The organism is Akkermansia sp. 54_46 (genome assembly GCF_001917295.1).
GTDB classification, from domain to species: domain Bacteria; phylum Verrucomicrobiota; class Verrucomicrobiia; order Verrucomicrobiales; family Akkermansiaceae; genus Akkermansia; species Akkermansia muciniphila.
Genome location: NZ_MNUD01000033.1, coordinates 100,417 through 116,438, shown reverse-complemented (window position 1 = coordinate 116,438; position 16,022 = coordinate 100,417). Strand labels below are relative to the sequence as shown.

The window sequence follows — 16,022 nt, the reverse complement described above, 5'->3', positions numbered from 1 at the left end:
ATATGTCGGATATTTCATGTACTAAGGGGGCCGGTTATGGAACAAAATGACATCTCATCCCGGATTGTCTTTGCCGACCGCGGCAAGGTGAATGTGGAAAAAGGCGTGGAATTCGCCCCCAAATTTGACCAGAATGGCCTGATCCCGGCCCTCGCCATGGATCATATTACCCATGAACCGCTGATGCTGGCCTATATGAATGCGGAATCCCTGCGCATGACCATGGAACTGGGGGAAGCCGTTTACTACTCCCGCAGCCGCCAGGAAATCTGGCATAAGGGCGCAACCAGCGGCCACGTGCAAAAAGTGAAGCAAATCCTGGTTGACTGTGACCAGGATGCCCTGATTGTGCTGGTGGACCAGTGCGGCGCCGGCGCCTGCCACACCGGGCACCACTCCTGCTTTTACCGTTCCGTTCCGTTCGGAGATGAACTGAAAGCCCAGCCCCAGGGGGCACCCGTCACGCTGCGTGAAGCGGACGGAGGCGTCGTTTTTGATGCCGAAGCCGTGTACGGCAAGGGCCATTAACTCCTTTTGCGCGTCAATCTGCGTTCGCCGGATTGACGCGCCTTCTTTTTCTGCTGTAAAATCATGAATGTGAAAAAACTGTTTCTCATGATGGCTGCCGTTTCCGGGGCGCTGGCCCTGTGCCAATGCTCTTCGGAGGCGCCTCCTCCCCCCGGAACCGTCCGTATGGTGGATCAGCAGGCGATTGCCCTGATGCAGGAAGCCAGGGCAAAGGAAGCGAAGAATGATCTCTCCGGGGCCATTAAAAAATACAGGCGCGTGGTGGAAAAGCACCCCCTTTCCAGGGAAGCTCCCCAGGCCCGGTTCAGAATGGCAGAACTCTATGAGGCCCGCAAGGAACCTGCGGATGCGTTTGACCAGTACCAGAAACTCATTGACCGCCACCCGGACAGCCCCCTGTACAGGCAGGCCATGGCCCGGCAGAAGGAAATGGCCTTCGGCGCTGCGAGCGGCGCGTTGACCAACCGCGTGCTGTGGATGTTTGACGTCAGGATGGATCCCACGAACGTCACGGAATGGCTGAAGCATGTGCGCGACAACGCCCCGTATGCCCCTACCGCCCCGCAGGCCATGAACGTGCTGGGCAATTACCTGGCCGCGCGCGGCCGGATGAAGGAGGCCATAGAGGCATACCAGAACCTGGTGGACAATTACCCCAATTCTCCGTTGGCCCCCACGGCCCAGCTCCAGATAGCCACCCTGTATCGCCAGGCTGCTGCGGACGGAGACCGCAACCACGTCAATGTGGCCCGCGCTCAGGAAGCGTATGAAGACTACCTTCAGCGTTATCCCAACAGCGCCCGTGCGGGAGCCGCCCGTGCCGATCTGGCGGCCATGAAGCGTGAGCTGGTGGCCCAGCAGCTGGAAGTGGCGGAATACTACCTGACCAAGATGAAAGATGCGGATGCCGCCGTCTTCTGCTACCAGGAAGTAGCCTCCAAAGGCAGCATCAATCCCGCCGCCGCCGCCAGGGCGAAGGCCCGCCTGAAAGAACTGCGCGTGACCAGCAGATAACAGGAACTCTCCGTCCTCATGAATCGTATCCGGAACGTTTTCAAACTCTTCCTGCCCGTTTTTTGCCTCCTGGCCGGTTCTTGCGGCTACCAGCTTGGCGGCACCAAGCCGCCCAAGCTGGAACTGGCCCAGACCGTCAAGGTATGCCTCTTTGCCAACAACTCTTTGGAGCCCCGCGCCGCCACGCTGGTGACCGGCGCCTTGGCGGATGAGCTGCAGCGGGACGGCACCTACCGGTTAAGCTCCGGCGCGGATGCGGATATCCGGGTGGAGGGGGAAGTGTACTCCATCACCTTCGACCAGTTGCGTTCCAGCCGGGAAGACACCTACAAAAGTACGGAACTTGGATTGCGCCTGTCTGTCAAATACCGTGTGGTGGACGCCAGGACGCAGGAAATCCTGTATGCCGGCTCTGCGGAGGAAGTAGGTCAATTCTTTGACCAGGGCAACATACAGTCGGCCCGCACGAATGCCCTTTCCTATGCGGCCCGTCTGGTGGCTACTTCCATTGCGGAAACCCTTACCAATGGCTAATCCCGCCCGGTTCAGGAAAATTTGTGCTTATGGAGAAAGTGGAATACAGCGTTTATTTTGTTCCGGTGCCTATCGGCAACCGGGCGGACATCACCCTGCGGGCGCTGGACGTGCTGCGCAAGGTGGATGTCATTGCGTGTGAGGACACCCGCCATTCCGGTCTTCTGCTTTCCCATTATGAAATCCGCAAACCGCTGATAAGCATGCATGACCATAATGAACAGCCGCGCGCCGGGGAAATTGCGGCGCGCGCGGCGGGCGGAGAAAGCTTTGCCGTGATCAGTGATGCGGGCATGCCTGGCGTGAGCGATCCGGGCTATCGTCTCATCCAGACCCTCAAGGAAAAGGGAGTAAGCTTCACCGTCCTTCCCGGGCCATCTGCCGTGGTGACGGCATTGGTGGGGTCCGGGCTGCCTACGGACGCATTCTTCTTCGGCGGTTTTCTGCCCGTCAAATCCGGGAAAAAAAACGCTGTGCTCCAAACGGCAGTGGAAGCTTCCCATACCAGTATTTTTTATGAATCCCCCCATCGCATCGTCAAAACCGTGCAGGCTCTGGCGGCGCTGGATCCGGATATTCCCGTCTGCGTAGCCAGGGAACTGACAAAAACCTTTGAAACTTACCATCGCGGTCCGGCCTCCCGGCTGGCGGCGGAATTTGCGGAACGCCCTCCCAAGGGGGAAATCGTGCTGCTGGTGGGCGGCGTCAATGCCCCGCGGGCTACCCGTTGACGGGCCGGAAACATCATGTCAATAGCTGACCGTCACTTTAACCGGGCGGTGGTCGGAGGCGGCGGGAGCTTCAATTACCCTGCGTTCCTTCACATGGAACGCCTCCGTCTTTTTTCCCCTGTACATCCAGATGTAATCAATGCATTCCTTCGGATGCCCGGCGGGAAACGTTTTTTGGGCCGGATCGCTCAGCAGGATGAAATATTTCTTCATCCGGGTTATCGGCTCCGAATCCGGCGTTAAATTGAAATCCCCTGCAATAAAAAAAGGCTTGCTGCATTTTGCGGCCAGGGCGGCAATCATATCAATGGAAGCGCTGCTGTCTTCCCTGGTCAGGGACAAATGCGTGACGCAAAACCAGTAATCCCTGAACTCGGCCATCAACAGCACACGGGCCTCCTCCCTGCCGGGCAAAGGAATCCGTCTGACGCTCAAAGGCTTTTCCCTGGATAAAATGCCTACTCCATAGGAACCGCCTGAATAATCAATGGCCTTGGCATAGGTACCCGTCAACGTTGTCCTTGCGGCCAATTCCTGCAGGGTATCCCTGCCGCCGCTCCTGATTGTCCCCTGGTCCAGCTCCTGAAGGGCCACGACATCCGGTTTTTCCTCCGCGATTACCCGAGCCGTGCGGTCATAATCCCTCCTGCCGTCCATGCCGGTGCCGTTCTTTACGTTATAGCTCATCAGCGTGCATTCTCCGGCCTGCAGGGGAAAAAGGTTCAGAAAAAGCGCTGCGGCTGCACATAACCTGAAAATGAACCGTTTATTTCCTTTCATCTCTGTAAAAAGCTTCGTATTGCTGTCCGGGCTGCAGGTAATACGTGTTCCCTGTTCCCTTTTCTTGCAGAGAATCTTTTCTTCTTCCGGAGAAGTAAGTCCTCCGGAGAGAAAGGGCGGCAACTCATTTCCGGTTTCCGGAGCAGGCCTCATTCGCTGTCGGCTCCTTCACCTTTGAAGCTTTTTGAGTCGTATGCCGGCAGAAAATGACGCAAATTTTATCAACTTGACGGCTGGAAGTGTGTCATGATAATATCCTATCATCATGCTGGAGGATAGGAGATCACGTTCCTCGCGCAAGACACCGGATTTGGTGACTGATGAGCTTATTCTCATTCTTCATGAAGCGGGCATGCTGGAATTCAATGACATTTTTCAGCGTACCGTTGTCGTGATGAAGGCAAAGCACATGTCCCTGGGCGGAGAGGAAATCCTGAGGCTGAGGATTTACGAGAAACTCCAGAATCTGGTGAGCGCCGGCGGCCTGATGAAAAAAGGCCGTGAATACACGGCCCTCCCCAAGCTGATGGCCTTGAAATCATCGGCGGGCGGGGAAGGAGCCTGATTCAGGGCGAGGCTTTGGTCTCCGGGATCTTGTTATAAACACGGTCTGCCAATTCAAGACCCATCAGGGAAATCAGCGGGTTTTGCTCAAAAGCCGATAGATTTCTTCGGCGCCTGTCTTATTGATGTAGCTTCCGTCCAGGAGAAAGTACTCCTTGCCGTTCTTTCCCTTCTGTGTACTTCCGGCATAGTTTGACGATTCCCGGGCATGGTCTGCCGCTGTTTTCCCTTTATGGTCCGTGATGGCGGCGTCAGCCCCCTCCGCAAGCAATGTTTTGACAGCATTCAGTTCTCCTCTTTGGGCGGCCAGCATTAATGGCGTGCGTCCTGCGGAATCGGGGGAATTGACATCAAGGCCGGCCCGGATCAGGAATGGGATGACGGAGTCATTGCCATATAGAGAAGCGTTATGAAGGGCATTGTGTTTGCCGTCATCTTTTCTGGTGTCATGGATATTGGCGCCCTTGGCCAGGAGCATTTTAATGATATTGACGGTTCCTCCTGCTCCCGCTTTGACAATGGCTGAGCCGGATGCGGGGCAAATGCCCGCTGTGTGGATGTCGCATTCCGCGCCATGTTCCAGCAGAAGGCGGACCATGGCTTCATTGCCTTTCGAACAGGCCCAGGCCAAAGATCCCGCTCTGTCCTTTTTAATATCACAGCCGTTTTCCAGCAAATACTTCATGACAGTCAAATGGATGCAGCCGTTTTTCTGTTTTGAGCGACAGCCTTGTGAAACATTGCATTCATGGCTGACTCCTTCCAAACAGCCGGAATAAAAAGGGATGCCCTGTTCTTTCAGGAAACGGAGCATGGGCAGATCCCCATTCCGGGCGGCAATATATGTAGCCCCTAATCTTTGGTAGTCGGTATCCGGTATATGTTTCAGGAGCAGCTTGACCATCGGAATGCTTCCGGATTCCGCCGCCGCAACCAATACGGCGGAATAGTGCTTGGGCATCACATAGGACTTCTCCATTTTGACGTCGAGACTTGCCCCGTTGTTGATGAGCAATTCCATCATGGGGACATTGCCGGTTTTTGCTGCGATGGTGACCAGACAGTTTGGGTGGGAAGCATTGAACGCCCCTCTGTCAAACCAGAGCGCCTGCTTCTTATGATTGATTCGCTGGTTAAGGTCTGCCCCGTTCCTGATGAGTATTTCCATCATGGGGACATTGCCGGTTTCTGCTGCAATGACGGTGGGAAAAGTTGATATGGCCTGAGAACTGCCAAAAGGGACGAACGATACTTCCTGATTGACGTCAATCTTGTATTTTTTAATCAGCCTTTCCGCCTCCCGGGCCGATTTTTCGAGCAGTCTTTCCAGTTTTTTCTGGTTCTGGTTCTGCTTGCTGGCGGAAAGGGAAGATGTCTTGCCGCCCTTGTTTGATAGTTGCGATGCTTCTTTATTGCGGAAATAATCTTTGACAGTATCGCTCAATAAGGATGCGAATGGATCCTCTGGGCTTTTCCTGTCTCTGTCATTCCGGCCGAAAGACTGGGGAGTAAGCAAAAACAGGAAAAGGAGGAGGGCGGATAACGGCTTGCTGAAAAATGAGGGAATCATCGGAATGTAATGGGTTAAAATGGCTCTTGGGGTAAGGCGCAGTGCGGGGCTTTCAGATTATTCTGAGTTGGAAATGGGTTCAGGACTGTTGCGGTTCTTCGAATTCTTCCGTCTCGGGAAGGATTTCGATGCATTCTTCATCCCCATGAATGGATACGTTCGTGGGGAAAATGATTTCCATGCTCTGTATGGGTTCAACCTGGTCGGAAGAGCTGCTGGTCCAGAAGCCGCCTTCCACGGAAACATGGTAAACGGAGCCTTTGACGGCGTTAAAAGTAAGGAGAGCCGGAGTTCCCTTGTGTTCTTTCGCGTCGTAGGCTTCATCTCCGGAAAGCTTTTTGTATCGGATCTTTTGGAACGTGCCGTTCACTTCCTCGGCATGGGTGAAGATGAGCCGGGCGCTGCTTCCCTGCGGTTCGTACAGGATGATGTGCAAATCTTTCGCTTTACAGAGTATTTCCTTTTCCTCAGCTGTTTTGATTCTGATGGAAGCGCCGTTCAGGGATTGGGGCGCCTGCGCCCTTTCCTGAGCCAGGGCGGGGCAGACGCATGCAAGAGCTACAGAAACGGCCAGCAGAGCAGAGAGGGGATGTCTCTTCGTCATATGGTTCGTGAAAATTGTTGTTCAGTATATACCAGGAGAGCATTTACGGCAGAGTGATGGTTATGCTGAGCAGCTGCTCCTTGAATTTGATGACGTAATCCTGGAACAGGCCGCCACTTGATGACGGAGCTTCCGTGTATCCGTATAAATAACCGAAGAAGGCGCCTTCATAAATTTTATCGGACAATTTTTTGGTGAATGCGATGTATGGCGCGGGGTTGTCCGCCGTCATCACTTCTTTGAGGTTATCCTCTCCGGACATCCAGAAAGAGACGTTCGGATTCTCCGGGTCCTTGGGCGGTTCCAGCTCAAGGACGGCTGTTTTTTCATCCGGATATTTCAGGAAGTATTTTGATACCTCGCACCCATTCCCTATTGTAAAGGTGAAACTTCTCTTATCTGTCCTGATTTGGATGATGGCCCCTTTTCCCAGCTTTTCCGGGCCGTTGATGACGCCCGCCACAGGGCGACCGTTGTCAGGAAAAATAAACTCAATTTTTTCATTCTTCAGAATGGTGATTTTCTCGTCTTCCTTGCCTCTGTAAAAAGAGGAGCAATAAAAGGAACCCGATACGGTTCCCGAATAAACACGGCCTTTTTGCCCGGTAAAGGTGACGAGGGCCGGTTTAACTTTTTCTTCATGAACCCCTTCTGTCGTGGCCGCGCCGGTGAGTGACGCCGCCTCCGAGATTCTGGGCATTAACTGCTTGGAGTAGCGCATAATCAACCGGGCGGTGTTTTTGTCGGGTTCATATCGTTCAATCGTGATATCACTCGGACTGTATATAGCCTCATTCAGCTTGATTGCCGCCCCGGCGATAGATTCGGGCGCTTTGGTATCTGTTGCGCATGTTTCGGTTCCGCAGAGGGTTGTGCTTATGGCTGACACAGAAATAAGAAATATGTTCATGGTGTGTGGAGGGAGATAATGAGTTAAAGATCGCAGCTTTGGATGGTGTTGAGTCTAGAATGAGGCAGCGCGTTTTCGTCATTTCAATAATGATGAGGTTCATATGGGCGTTGAACCATCCGTCTTCCGTTTGTTGCGGATTACCTTGTTTTAGGCATAGTTTGTAGGCTTGCATGGTGGCGTCTCTGGTCGTCAGCCATGCTTGTTGTGATTGTTTTAAGGGTTCTGCCAGTTCCGGTCGGCTTACGTAGTGCTGCTGCAAAAGGCTGCATGTTTGCTGTAGCCGTTTTTCCCAATAGAACCAGAGTTCTACCCGGATTTGATTGGCCTGTTGTTCGTGGTGGGGTTACGTTGATTCTCTGGAAAGCGCCGACTCTCGCCTTCCGCCTTCCCCCTCTTCTCTGCCGCAGACTGCCCAAAAACTGACCGCCGCCAAGGCAAATGCCATGACCATGAATGATGACAGTTTATTCACAGCCAGAATCGGAATGTCATGGGGATTGGGATTATTTTAGTTTGTCGAAGTCGATTTTCTGTGAATTTGGATGTATTGGATGATTGGTTTAAAGTGTTTCCGACTGACAAAATTATCAATCAGGGGATAACGAGAATTAGTATGTTTGAGCGACGTTTTTATAGTTTATCCAAGATTTTGTGCCGCTAAACGACGTGCTTCTCGAGAAGCATTAAGACGATCTTTTATTTGTTTATCCATAAGATAATTAAGTATGATCTTAGATATAAACCAAACCATAAGATAGATTAATGCGTAAATTAAATCAAGCCAGCAGAATACAAACCAAGTCGGAATCCATAAATATTTATAAATGGATTTAATTAGATTTCTTCCTTTGACAAACTTAACTTCTTCTTGATCGATAGGTGTTGTCATTGATGTCCCTTCGCCCAGCCCATCCATGATGAAATAATGTTTTGTGTTATTATAGGTGTAATATACAAACCAAAACGGGGCCAGAACGTAACGGCCATTATGCTTCAGGTGATAGCTGTTACTTGCTCGGAAATTTTGTATTTCATTTCCGGATAACTGTTTTTGAGCGTTTTGTGTAGCGATATCGTTTACAAGAGCATCGCCATACTTGTTCCAAGTCAAATCGGTTTCAGTGTCCAATGCCAATGTTAAAGGACGTTCCCCTGATTCCAAGCCAAGCAAAGCCGGATCATACTCTTTGGAGGCCATCACATTATATTTGTATTGTTGGCTAAATGCTTTCAATTCGTTTGGTATATCGTTTCCCTCGTAAGCTAAACAGAGAAAAGCAAAATTACCTTGAGATGTTCCTGTTTGTGGAATAAATTTCTTTACTTTTTCGTTGTTTAAACTATTCCCTGAGAACGAGGCTCTGACTTCTGTAGTTTCTATAGCCATTTCGCATGACCATGAAGACTGATAGGTGCCTTCATAAAGGAACATGGGAAGATATGCTTTAATGACATTTCCGGGATTGATACATTGGAAAATATCAGTTGGTACATAATCATGATCTACTAAGTTATCAATCATTGATTTTTCGAAATCTTTTTCGGATGTTCGAAATATGATCAAACGTTCTGGAATAGGAACTTTCTTAGCAGTAATAAGAGGATTGAATGCTTTGTTATGGCAATAAGGACATTCAACTTCTGCCTGAAATGGACTAAATGACGTAATTACTTGTTTACAGCTTGGGCAAATAACCTGTTGCAGTTCTAGTGTTTCTGACATGATGTTTTTTTGTGTTAATTTTTGAAATTATTTAATCTTGCCACTTTAATTATCAAATTTCTTTCTTGAATGGTATAGATGACTTGATTAGAAAGCGCTTCTATTTGTTCCCTATTTCCTTCGATTATTTTTTCACAAAGATTATCTATAGTGTTATTTAGAGTAATATCTATATCTTGTGTCTCGGGATAGGTTTGAAGAGGGCTGTTGTTTAATGCATCAAAGCAACGATTTAACAATTTTTTGATATCAGGATCTTTGATTTCGCGTGTTTTTTGTTGGATCTTGTTAATTAAATTTTGTTTAAAAAAAGAAGATTTTTTTTGATTTTGCAAAGATGCAGTAGTTGAATCATTTGCAAGTACCGTCATAAGCTGTATAACAATGAAAAGTGCCAACAAGATGCTTTGGATGATTAACGGCCATTTCATGCTTTCCGGATTTATGAATATGCAAATAATAGCAGCAATAAGTTCTACAAAGAAAAATGTTGTACTTTGAATCCACAGACTTCCTATTAGAACTGCCGAGGAGGATCCTTTTGCAAATATCGGAGTGGCACATAGGCAGAGGTATGCAAAAGTTGCAAATCCATATGAGCACCAAGATGCGTTTGTGTGTTCGACTCCTTCAAAGAAGAAAATCATATTGAATACAGCAAAAAACACCAAATGTATGATGATTTTCATTAATGTTTTTTTCATGGTTGTTGATTTTATAAATTACTCATAATTTCATCCACTTTAGCGTCGTATTTTTCTTGAGTAATAAGACCTGCATCAAGTAGTTTTTTTAGTTTGCCTAATACTTCCATAGGATCTGACTGTGCTGGTGTAACAGGAACTTGTTGCTGTGAAAAAGTAGAAGAACTCATTGACGCAAAGGCGCTTCCTGCAGCTAAGCCAATGCCAAGCCCCGCCCCTGCTCCAGCGAGACCACCGGCTCCAGGATTGACTGCAATATCTTTAAGAAGTTCTTGTTGAACGGCTTGATTGTAACGAGCGTCGGCCACGTTGGCTGCAGCAACACGCCTGTCTATATATTTTTTCCGTTCTTCTGTTTCATCGATTGTTAGATTATAGAAGGAAAAATTAACTAGTTCCAAACCATATTCATGGAACAATTCATCAAAGGAGGGTTTCAATTCTTTTGAAAAACTTTTCAATTGACTTGAAATAGCATTGATAGAGCGATTCATTGAGATATTTTCCAGAGTTCTTCCTACAACATCGCTGATTTCTTGAGAAATCTGAGCTCTGAAAAGCATGCTTAAGTCATTTACTGTATAAATACTTTTATCCCCCATTAGACGCATAAATGTTTGAATGCTAGCATTATCGTCTTCACGGATATTGAATCGAACCCGGAATTCTCCTGCCCCTCGAATCAATGTAGGTACTCCTATTTCGCCCCGCCCTAAGAAGAAATCTTGGATTTCAATGGCGCTAGATGTGCCCCAACTTACATTTTGTTCAGAAGTGCTGACGTGATATGCCTGACAAGTAAAAGAACTCATTCCGCCTGTCAGCATGTTTCTGATTCGAGTGAAAACCGGGTAATTTTCTGTTTTTATTTCATGACGACCGGACGACAGTGTTCCGAACAATTCGCCATTTTTAATAAAAATAACCTGTTCGTTAGGAGCCACGGTAATGATTGATTCTGTGTTGAAATCTTCACGGGGATCAAGGTAAATGAGAGTGTTTGTATCATGATCTCGCTGTATGGATTCCATGACATTCTTGCTCCCTCCGGCAAAATTTGTTTCTTTTGAATTTCTATTAAATAGTCCCATATTGCTGGATATTATTTTTTATAATTAAAATGCATTGTAGGATAAATTCGATCATCTCTTCTTGCATGTCCATGTATTGTTCCCTACTGCTTTTCTTGCAGGAGACGGCGGTTAGGGGCAGGAGTACGACGCAGATGCCGGAGATAATTTTTTCATGAGCGTATGCGGTTATTTTTTATGCTGTTTTTGGATTCTCAGGAGTGTTTGTGGTGAACAGGCCGCGGACCGGATTCCCGGCCCACGGCTGGTGGGCAGCAGCTTAGAAGCTGTAGGAGGCGTTGAGGTTGACGCTCTGGTTGGTTTGTCCGCTGCGGACTTCCAGCGTGTACCAGGCGCCTGCCTTCCAGTTCCGGTTGATTTGCCAGCCCAGGCCGGCGCGCGTCATCAGGGCGTGCCTGCCGGGAGCGTGTCCCCGGCCGGTTACGGATTGCCCGGCAGCCCAGGTGCGGGTGTACGGGTTCCTGCGGGCGATGTCCCCTACATAGGCCACGCTCAGTTCCGGCAGGAGGGCCTGGCCATTGCTCAGAGCGCACACGGATTTGAGGGTGACGCCCACGGGGACGCTCCATGACTGCAGGCCGCCGTTTCCGAAGGAGCGGCTGCCGCCGTCAAAGGTCTCTTCAATGGGGCCCTGGGTTCCGTACATGTAGGTAATGCCGGTGTAGGGGGACACGGTAAAGGTGTCGCTCGCGGCAATGTCCCAGTTCGCCAACAGGCCGAAGGCGTAAACGTTGTCATCCCAGCTGGCGCGACCGGGCCGTCTCGTCTGGCGGGAGCCGCCCACGTGCGTTCTGGCTGTGTGGTCAACGCTGCCGTAGGAGAAGTAGCCGGAGAGGTTCAGCTCCTGGCCCCGGGCAAGTTCCTGGCGGACGTTGCCGTACAGGGCGAACATGAAGGATCTCTGTTTATCAGAGAGTAGAGAGTTATCACTCTTGTGCGTTCCGAACATCTGGCCGAACGCGGCTCCGACCACGGCGTTTTTGCTTACGGCTGCATCCGCGCCTACGGCGTAGCCACCACCCTTGTAAGAAAAGCCGCTCAGCGTTCCTTCAGAGGACATGGAGGTGAAGTAGCCCAACCCGGCACCCCACAGGCGGGAGGATCTGACCCCGGCCATTCTGCCCTGTTCATTTGCCGTACGGGCAAAGGAGGCGACGGAGGATACGCTGCTCCAGAGGGTGTCCGCCAGCAGCGCGGCGTCCTGGGCCGCCAGGCCGCCTGCGGCGGCAGTATTCAGCTTGCCGGAGAAGGTAAGAACCCCTGTTTCCGGGTTCCATTCCAGAACTCCGCCGTTTTCCAGCAGGCCGGTTTCTCCGGTAAGACGGAGCTGTTGTTCCAGCTCGGCAGTTCCGGTGATTTCCTCCGCCTGGAGCAGGTTCAGCGCAAAGGACTCGGACCCCGAGGCGATCAGGCCGGAGCCGATGTTCACCTCAATGGTTGGCGTCCCATTGAAAGACAGGGTTCCCACGGTTGCATGGGAGTAGGTTTCCGCCATGCTCATCCCGGAGCTGAAGGGGGTTGTTCCGTTGACGGAAAACGCCATCCCGGAGCCTTCTTCAAATGTCAGGCCGTTGAAGCTGGCTGCTCCATGAATGTTCAGGCTGCCTCCCTGCTGGACGGTGACTGAATCGAAAATGCCGCCGCCGGAAAGGGACGCGCCATGTTGCACCAGAATCATGCCGACGGTCTGGCCGCTGTTGCTCATGCTGCCCTGGAGGGAGACGTTACCTTCCAGGGAGCCGGTATTGCGTAACAGGGCGCCTTCCGCCACGGTAATTTCCTCCGCCGTCAGATTCCCTGTGTTCGCCAGAGCGGACTGGCTGTTCAGGGTAATCTCCGCAACATGCAATGTGTTGTTGTTGGTCACGGCACCGCCGGAGTTTACGGTGAGGGTGCTTCCCTGAATGGCACCGTCATTGATGAGGGCGGCACTGGTTTCTCCGTTATTGAGGGAAGAACCGACGATGATGCTCGTGTTTTCGTGCCCCAGTGTGGCTGTTTCCTTAACGCTGGCCAGGCCGCTGCGGACATTCAGGGAGGCGATGTTGTACCTTTCCCCGACCAGGTCAACGGCGCCGCTGTTCAGAGAGCCGCCGCCGCTGCCTATGGCGACGCCTCCGGCGCTGCCGCCGCCGGTTCCGTCAATGTCGTAGCCGATCTTGGCGTCTCCCGTCAGATTGCCCGTCAGGATCAGGCTCTGGTCTTCATTCATGACCAGCAGGCCGTCTGTACCTTCCAGGAGCGTCTGATTGGTGAGCGGCGTGTCTTGGGGGAGGCCGGTCACGTCCAGCGTGCCGCCCAGCAGATGGACGCGCTTGCTCAGATCTGTGATGGATTTTTCTTCTCCGGTACATACATAGATATCGTCTTCACCGGGCGTGGGAGGCGTTTCTCCTCCCGCCAGTTTCAAGATGACGCCCCATTTCCCGTCAGTCAGGATTGTTTTTGTCAATTCCGCATTTTCCAGCGGGTTGAAGGTATTTGCCCAGGCGCCCGTGCCGGCGTCATAAGTTTCCGTCCAGCTCTGGAGAGTCCAGTCAGAGATATTTCCGATGAAGTTGTCTCCTGTTTCTCCATTGAGCCGGAACAACGTCAGGGTTGCTCCGTCTTCCCCGATCAGGCCGGCATATTCGCTGCTGAGGTTGATGGTGGTGGAACCGGAGACGGAAAGCGTTCCGGCAATGTCGATCCCGTTGAAGACGGCTGTGGGATTTCCTCCATGGTTTTCCGGGGAGAGCCAGATGGCGGCGTTCTCCAAAGTCAGATTTCCGTCCACGGTTAACGCGTAACCCTTATTCTGGGGGCGTATCCGCAGATCCGCTCCCGTCATGGAGACGGAGGGAGCCTTCAGGGTCGCCCCCGTGCCGTAGTAATGCTCCAGAGAGGAACCTTCGTTGAAGACGATATTGCCTGCGGCATTCAGGATATTGCCGTCGCCGTTGAACGTCACGTTGGAAGATTCCTGGACGGTGAAACCGCCTCCCGTTGTGACGGAGGAACCGTTCTGAAGTTCAATCCAGCCTCCGCCGTTCAGAACGGCGTCCCCTCCAATGTTCAGCGTTCCCTTGTAGAGATGGGCATATCCGGATGACGTGAAGTTCCCTCCCGCCGTCATGGCTGCCTGGCTGATCCGCAGGTTGGCGCCGCCTTCAAACGTGGCGTCACGGTCAATATTCAGGGTTCCGTTATTGGATAGCTCTGTGAGAGAATTGTTTTTTGCAATATAGTTGCCGCCTGTGAAATCACCGTTTAAAATATTCAGAATGGCTCCATCCGTGACTTTCAGGGAACCTCCATGAAGAGTGAATTTGCCGCCGACCTTGAAGGAAGAAGTCAGGGAGTCTTCCAGGCAGCTCCGGAACGTTGCTCCGGTTGCGTCCAGCCCCAGCGTCTGGAAAATAGCCGTTAAATCTTCTTCCGCATATTTGCCGGAAAAGATGATGTCCCCGGTTCCCGTCACGGTATTGCCGTCGCTGTCTTCATAGCGGTTCAGATCAAAGTGGACACTACTCGCGTTGACGACGGGATCGTAGAAGGTGATGGTCCCGCCGTTCGCCTGGGTGGAAAGTTCAGGAGTACCATTGATGCTGTTGAGTACGGCTCCGGTGAGATTCCCTTCCCCGTCGTATTGTTTTACATAGTTGCCCCGGAATTCAACGGTTTCATTGTTGACGATGGAGACGGTTCCTCTGCTGGCACAGATGGCCCCACCTGCGCTTCCTGAGCTGTTGCCTGTGAAGGAGACCAGTTTATTTTCTGTGAAAGAGATGCCTACGCTTGAGTTGGCGCATATGGCTCCCCCCTTTCCTTTAGCCGTGTTGTCTTCAAAGGAGATGGTGTCATTTTTTTGAAAGATGATGCGATCATTGCCACCATTGTTAATGGCGCCGCCGTCATTTCCTGAGGAGTTGTTAATGAAAGATAGTGCTCCGTTTTTCTGGAACACAGGTATTTGGTTGCTGTAGCCTAGCCCATGCAGGGCGATGGCCCCTCCGCTGCCTGTCGCGGTATTGTTTTCAAAGGTAACCTTGGCATTGTCGCTGATGTCAAATTGGAAGTCTTCACTATTATAATGAGTATAGATGGCGCCGCCGTGAGCATTTTCCGGCTGCCAAAGCTTTCCAGTTGCGTGGTTGTCGTTGAACTTAACTTCCTCCTTTGTGTTGGTAATGCTTAGGCCTGCGGCGTAGATGGCGCCGGCGGACTGAGCATTGTTGTCGGTAAAGACAACCTGGTTATTTCCGTCAAATTGGACAGTTCCGCAAGTGTAAATAGCTCCTCCGACTGAGCTGTAGTTATCAGAAGTACTATCAAGGGCGGTTATCGAGTTATTCAGGAAGATAATGTTGTTATTGTCTTGAAACGTGAATACATTCCCGCTTCTTCCGGAAATAGCTCCTCCTTGCGCGCCGGCATGATTTGATTCAAAACGGATTTCTCCGAGATTGTTTTCAAATGCCAGCCCAAGCCATCCACCAGCTATTGCTCCGCCGTCATTGGTTGTTGTGTTGTTGATGAATTTGATGGAGCCGGCGTTACCTGAAAATGCCACCTGTCCCTTGGAGTTGCCATAGCCCATTGGAATTACACTAATTGCTGCTCCATTACTCTTTTCAATGCTGTTATTGAGGAATTCTATGGCCTGATTATTCTGAAAGGATAAAAGTAATGTAGGGGGATCGGACGAATTTAAATCATAATAAAAGCGACGGCTGTTATTACTGAAAGACAGCGTTTCTTCAGAGTTCTCGAAAAGATCGGTGCCCATGGACGGGGATATGCCTGCAACCGGAAGGAGCAGGGAGAGCAGTGTTCTGCGGAGAGTGATAGGGAGATGTAATTTCATGGCGTTCTGGAAAATTGGAAGTTACAGGTAATAGAAAGGGAAAACGATGAGCGAGGGAGCCGCGCGCCTTTCGGCGCGCGGCTGTATGAAGACACCGCAAGAGGATTAGTTGCCTTTGACGGTGGTGGTGTACTTGCTGATGACGCCAAGGATGTTTTCACGTTTGACGTCCACGCTGGAGACCGTGCTGATGCCTCCCTGGGCCTTGGCGGCGGAGACGGAGGAATCGCCCACGGCAACCAGACCGAGGTAGGAAGTAGCCGTGGCCACCCCGGTGCGGGAACCGGAGGAGCTGGTGACAGCGACGGGGTCTGACACGTTGGCGTACAGCATTCCCATGGGCCGGTCTGAAAGGCCGCCGCCGCAACTGCAGAGAAGGGCGGAGGATGAGAGCAGAATGAGGAGTTTTTTCATGATTGG

The 16,022-nt window shown here is 51.1% G+C and carries 15 protein-coding genes; 5 read left to right on the top strand and 10 right to left on the bottom strand.

Annotated elements, in window-relative coordinates; translation table 11 throughout:
* Window positions 1–36: 36 nt before the first annotated feature.
* From hisI to rsmI, 4 genes are all read left to right on the top strand, one after another.
* Window positions 37–528 carry a phosphoribosyl-AMP cyclohydrolase gene (hisI, locus tag BHW66_RS07740; RefSeq protein WP_046436606.1) on the top strand — a complete coding sequence of 164 codons (492 nt, stop codon included), beginning with the start codon at window positions 37–39 and terminating at the stop codon, window positions 526–528.
* A gap of 69 nt (window positions 529–597) precedes the next feature.
* Window positions 598–1,542, top strand: a complete 945-nt coding sequence (locus BHW66_RS07735) for a tetratricopeptide repeat protein (RefSeq protein WP_164907673.1) — start codon at window positions 598–600, stop codon at window positions 1,540–1,542.
* 18 nt (window positions 1,543–1,560) lie between these two features.
* Entirely contained in the window at window positions 1,561–2,076 is a 516-nt protein-coding gene (lptE, locus tag BHW66_RS07730) for an LPS assembly lipoprotein LptE (RefSeq protein ID WP_012419661.1), read from the top strand.
* A gap of 29 nt (window positions 2,077–2,105) precedes the next feature.
* The gene (gene rsmI, locus BHW66_RS07725) at window positions 2,106–2,807 is read left to right on the top strand and encodes a 16S rRNA (cytidine(1402)-2'-O)-methyltransferase (RefSeq protein WP_022197616.1); all 702 of its coding nucleotides are present in this window, start codon (window positions 2,106–2,108) and stop codon (window positions 2,805–2,807) included.
* An 18-nt stretch (window positions 2,808–2,825) separates the two neighbouring features.
* Here the strand turns inward: rsmI and BHW66_RS07720 are convergent, their stop codons facing one another.
* The gene (locus tag BHW66_RS07720; RefSeq protein ID WP_233465537.1) at window positions 2,826–3,494 is read right to left on the bottom strand and encodes an endonuclease/exonuclease/phosphatase family protein; all 669 of its coding nucleotides are present in this window, start codon (window positions 3,492–3,494) and stop codon (window positions 2,826–2,828) included.
* A 406-nt stretch (window positions 3,495–3,900) separates the two neighbouring features.
* Between BHW66_RS07720 and BHW66_RS07715 the strand changes: the two genes are divergently transcribed.
* A complete protein-coding gene (locus BHW66_RS07715; protein WP_046436683.1) occupies window positions 3,901–4,152 on the top strand; it encodes a hypothetical protein in 252 nt (83 codons plus the stop codon).
* A 72-nt stretch (window positions 4,153–4,224) separates the two neighbouring features.
* Here BHW66_RS07715 and BHW66_RS07710 read toward each other — a convergent pair whose 3' ends face one another.
* From BHW66_RS07710 to BHW66_RS07670, 9 genes are all read right to left on the bottom strand, one after another.
* Entirely contained in the window at window positions 4,225–5,595 is a 1,371-nt protein-coding gene (locus BHW66_RS07710; protein WP_046436610.1) for an ankyrin repeat domain-containing protein, read from the bottom strand.
* Window positions 5,596–5,800: 205 nt separating this feature from the next.
* A complete protein-coding gene (locus tag BHW66_RS07705) occupies window positions 5,801–6,325 on the bottom strand; it encodes a hypothetical protein (RefSeq protein WP_046436612.1) in 525 nt (174 codons plus the stop codon).
* Window positions 6,326–6,368: 43 nt separating this feature from the next.
* Window positions 6,369–7,046, bottom strand: coding sequence for a hypothetical protein (locus BHW66_RS07700; protein ID WP_102758723.1), 678 nt, complete (start codon window positions 7,044–7,046; stop codon window positions 6,369–6,371).
* A 70-nt stretch (window positions 7,047–7,116) separates the two neighbouring features.
* Window positions 7,117–7,554, bottom strand: coding sequence for a lysozyme inhibitor LprI family protein (locus tag BHW66_RS07695; protein WP_102758724.1), 438 nt, complete (start codon window positions 7,552–7,554; stop codon window positions 7,117–7,119).
* Between the two features lie 321 nt (window positions 7,555–7,875).
* Window positions 7,876–8,961, bottom strand: coding sequence for a hypothetical protein (locus BHW66_RS07690; protein ID WP_146023940.1), 1,086 nt, complete (start codon window positions 8,959–8,961; stop codon window positions 7,876–7,878).
* Between the two features lie 14 nt (window positions 8,962–8,975).
* Window positions 8,976–9,665, bottom strand: coding sequence for a hypothetical protein (locus BHW66_RS07685; protein ID WP_146023941.1), 690 nt, complete (start codon window positions 9,663–9,665; stop codon window positions 8,976–8,978).
* An 11-nt stretch (window positions 9,666–9,676) separates the two neighbouring features.
* Window positions 9,677–10,756, bottom strand: a complete 1,080-nt coding sequence (locus BHW66_RS07680) for an SPFH domain-containing protein (protein WP_102758725.1) — start codon at window positions 10,754–10,756, stop codon at window positions 9,677–9,679.
* A gap of 259 nt (window positions 10,757–11,015) precedes the next feature.
* Complete coding sequence (locus BHW66_RS07675) at window positions 11,016–15,335, bottom strand: autotransporter outer membrane beta-barrel domain-containing protein (protein ID WP_046436622.1); 4,320 nt, start codon at window positions 15,333–15,335, stop codon at window positions 11,016–11,018.
* A 372-nt stretch (window positions 15,336–15,707) separates the two neighbouring features.
* Window positions 15,708–16,016, bottom strand: a complete 309-nt coding sequence (locus tag BHW66_RS07670; protein ID WP_022197627.1) for a TRL-like family protein — start codon at window positions 16,014–16,016, stop codon at window positions 15,708–15,710.
* Window positions 16,017–16,022: the final 6 nt, after the last annotated feature.

Excerpts from the sequence above, each read along its gene's own strand:
- BHW66_RS07685 (WP_146023941.1), bottom strand. The coding sequence starts at position 9,665 with ATGAAAAAAACATTAATGAAAATCATCATACATTTGGTGTTTTTTGCT.
- hisI (WP_046436606.1), top strand. The coding sequence starts at position 37 with ATGGAACAAAATGACATCTCATCCCGGATTGTCTTTGCCGACCGCGGC.
- rsmI (WP_022197616.1), top strand. The coding sequence starts at position 2,106 with ATGGAGAAAGTGGAATACAGCGTTTATTTTGTTCCGGTGCCTATCGGC.
- BHW66_RS07705 (WP_046436612.1), bottom strand. The coding sequence starts at position 6,325 with ATGACGAAGAGACATCCCCTCTCTGCTCTGCTGGCCGTTTCTGTAGCT.
- lptE (WP_012419661.1), top strand. The coding sequence starts at position 1,561 with ATGAATCGTATCCGGAACGTTTTCAAACTCTTCCTGCCCGTTTTTTGC.
- BHW66_RS07680 (WP_102758725.1), bottom strand. The coding sequence starts at position 10,756 with ATGGGACTATTTAATAGAAATTCAAAAGAAACAAATTTTGCCGGAGGG.
- BHW66_RS07690 (WP_146023940.1), bottom strand. The coding sequence starts at position 8,961 with ATGTCAGAAACACTAGAACTGCAACAGGTTATTTGCCCAAGCTGTAAA.
- BHW66_RS07700 (WP_102758723.1), bottom strand. The coding sequence starts at position 7,046 with ATGCGCTACTCCAAGCAGTTAATGCCCAGAATCTCGGAGGCGGCGTCA.
- BHW66_RS07720 (WP_233465537.1), bottom strand. The coding sequence starts at position 3,494 with ATGAGCTATAACGTAAAGAACGGCACCGGCATGGACGGCAGGAGGGAT.
- BHW66_RS07670 (WP_022197627.1), bottom strand. The coding sequence starts at position 16,016 with ATGAAAAAACTCCTCATTCTGCTCTCATCCTCCGCCCTTCTCTGCAGT.
- BHW66_RS07675 (WP_046436622.1), bottom strand. The coding sequence starts at position 15,335 with ATGGGCTATGGCAACTCCAAGGGACAGGTGGCATTTTCAGGTAACGCC.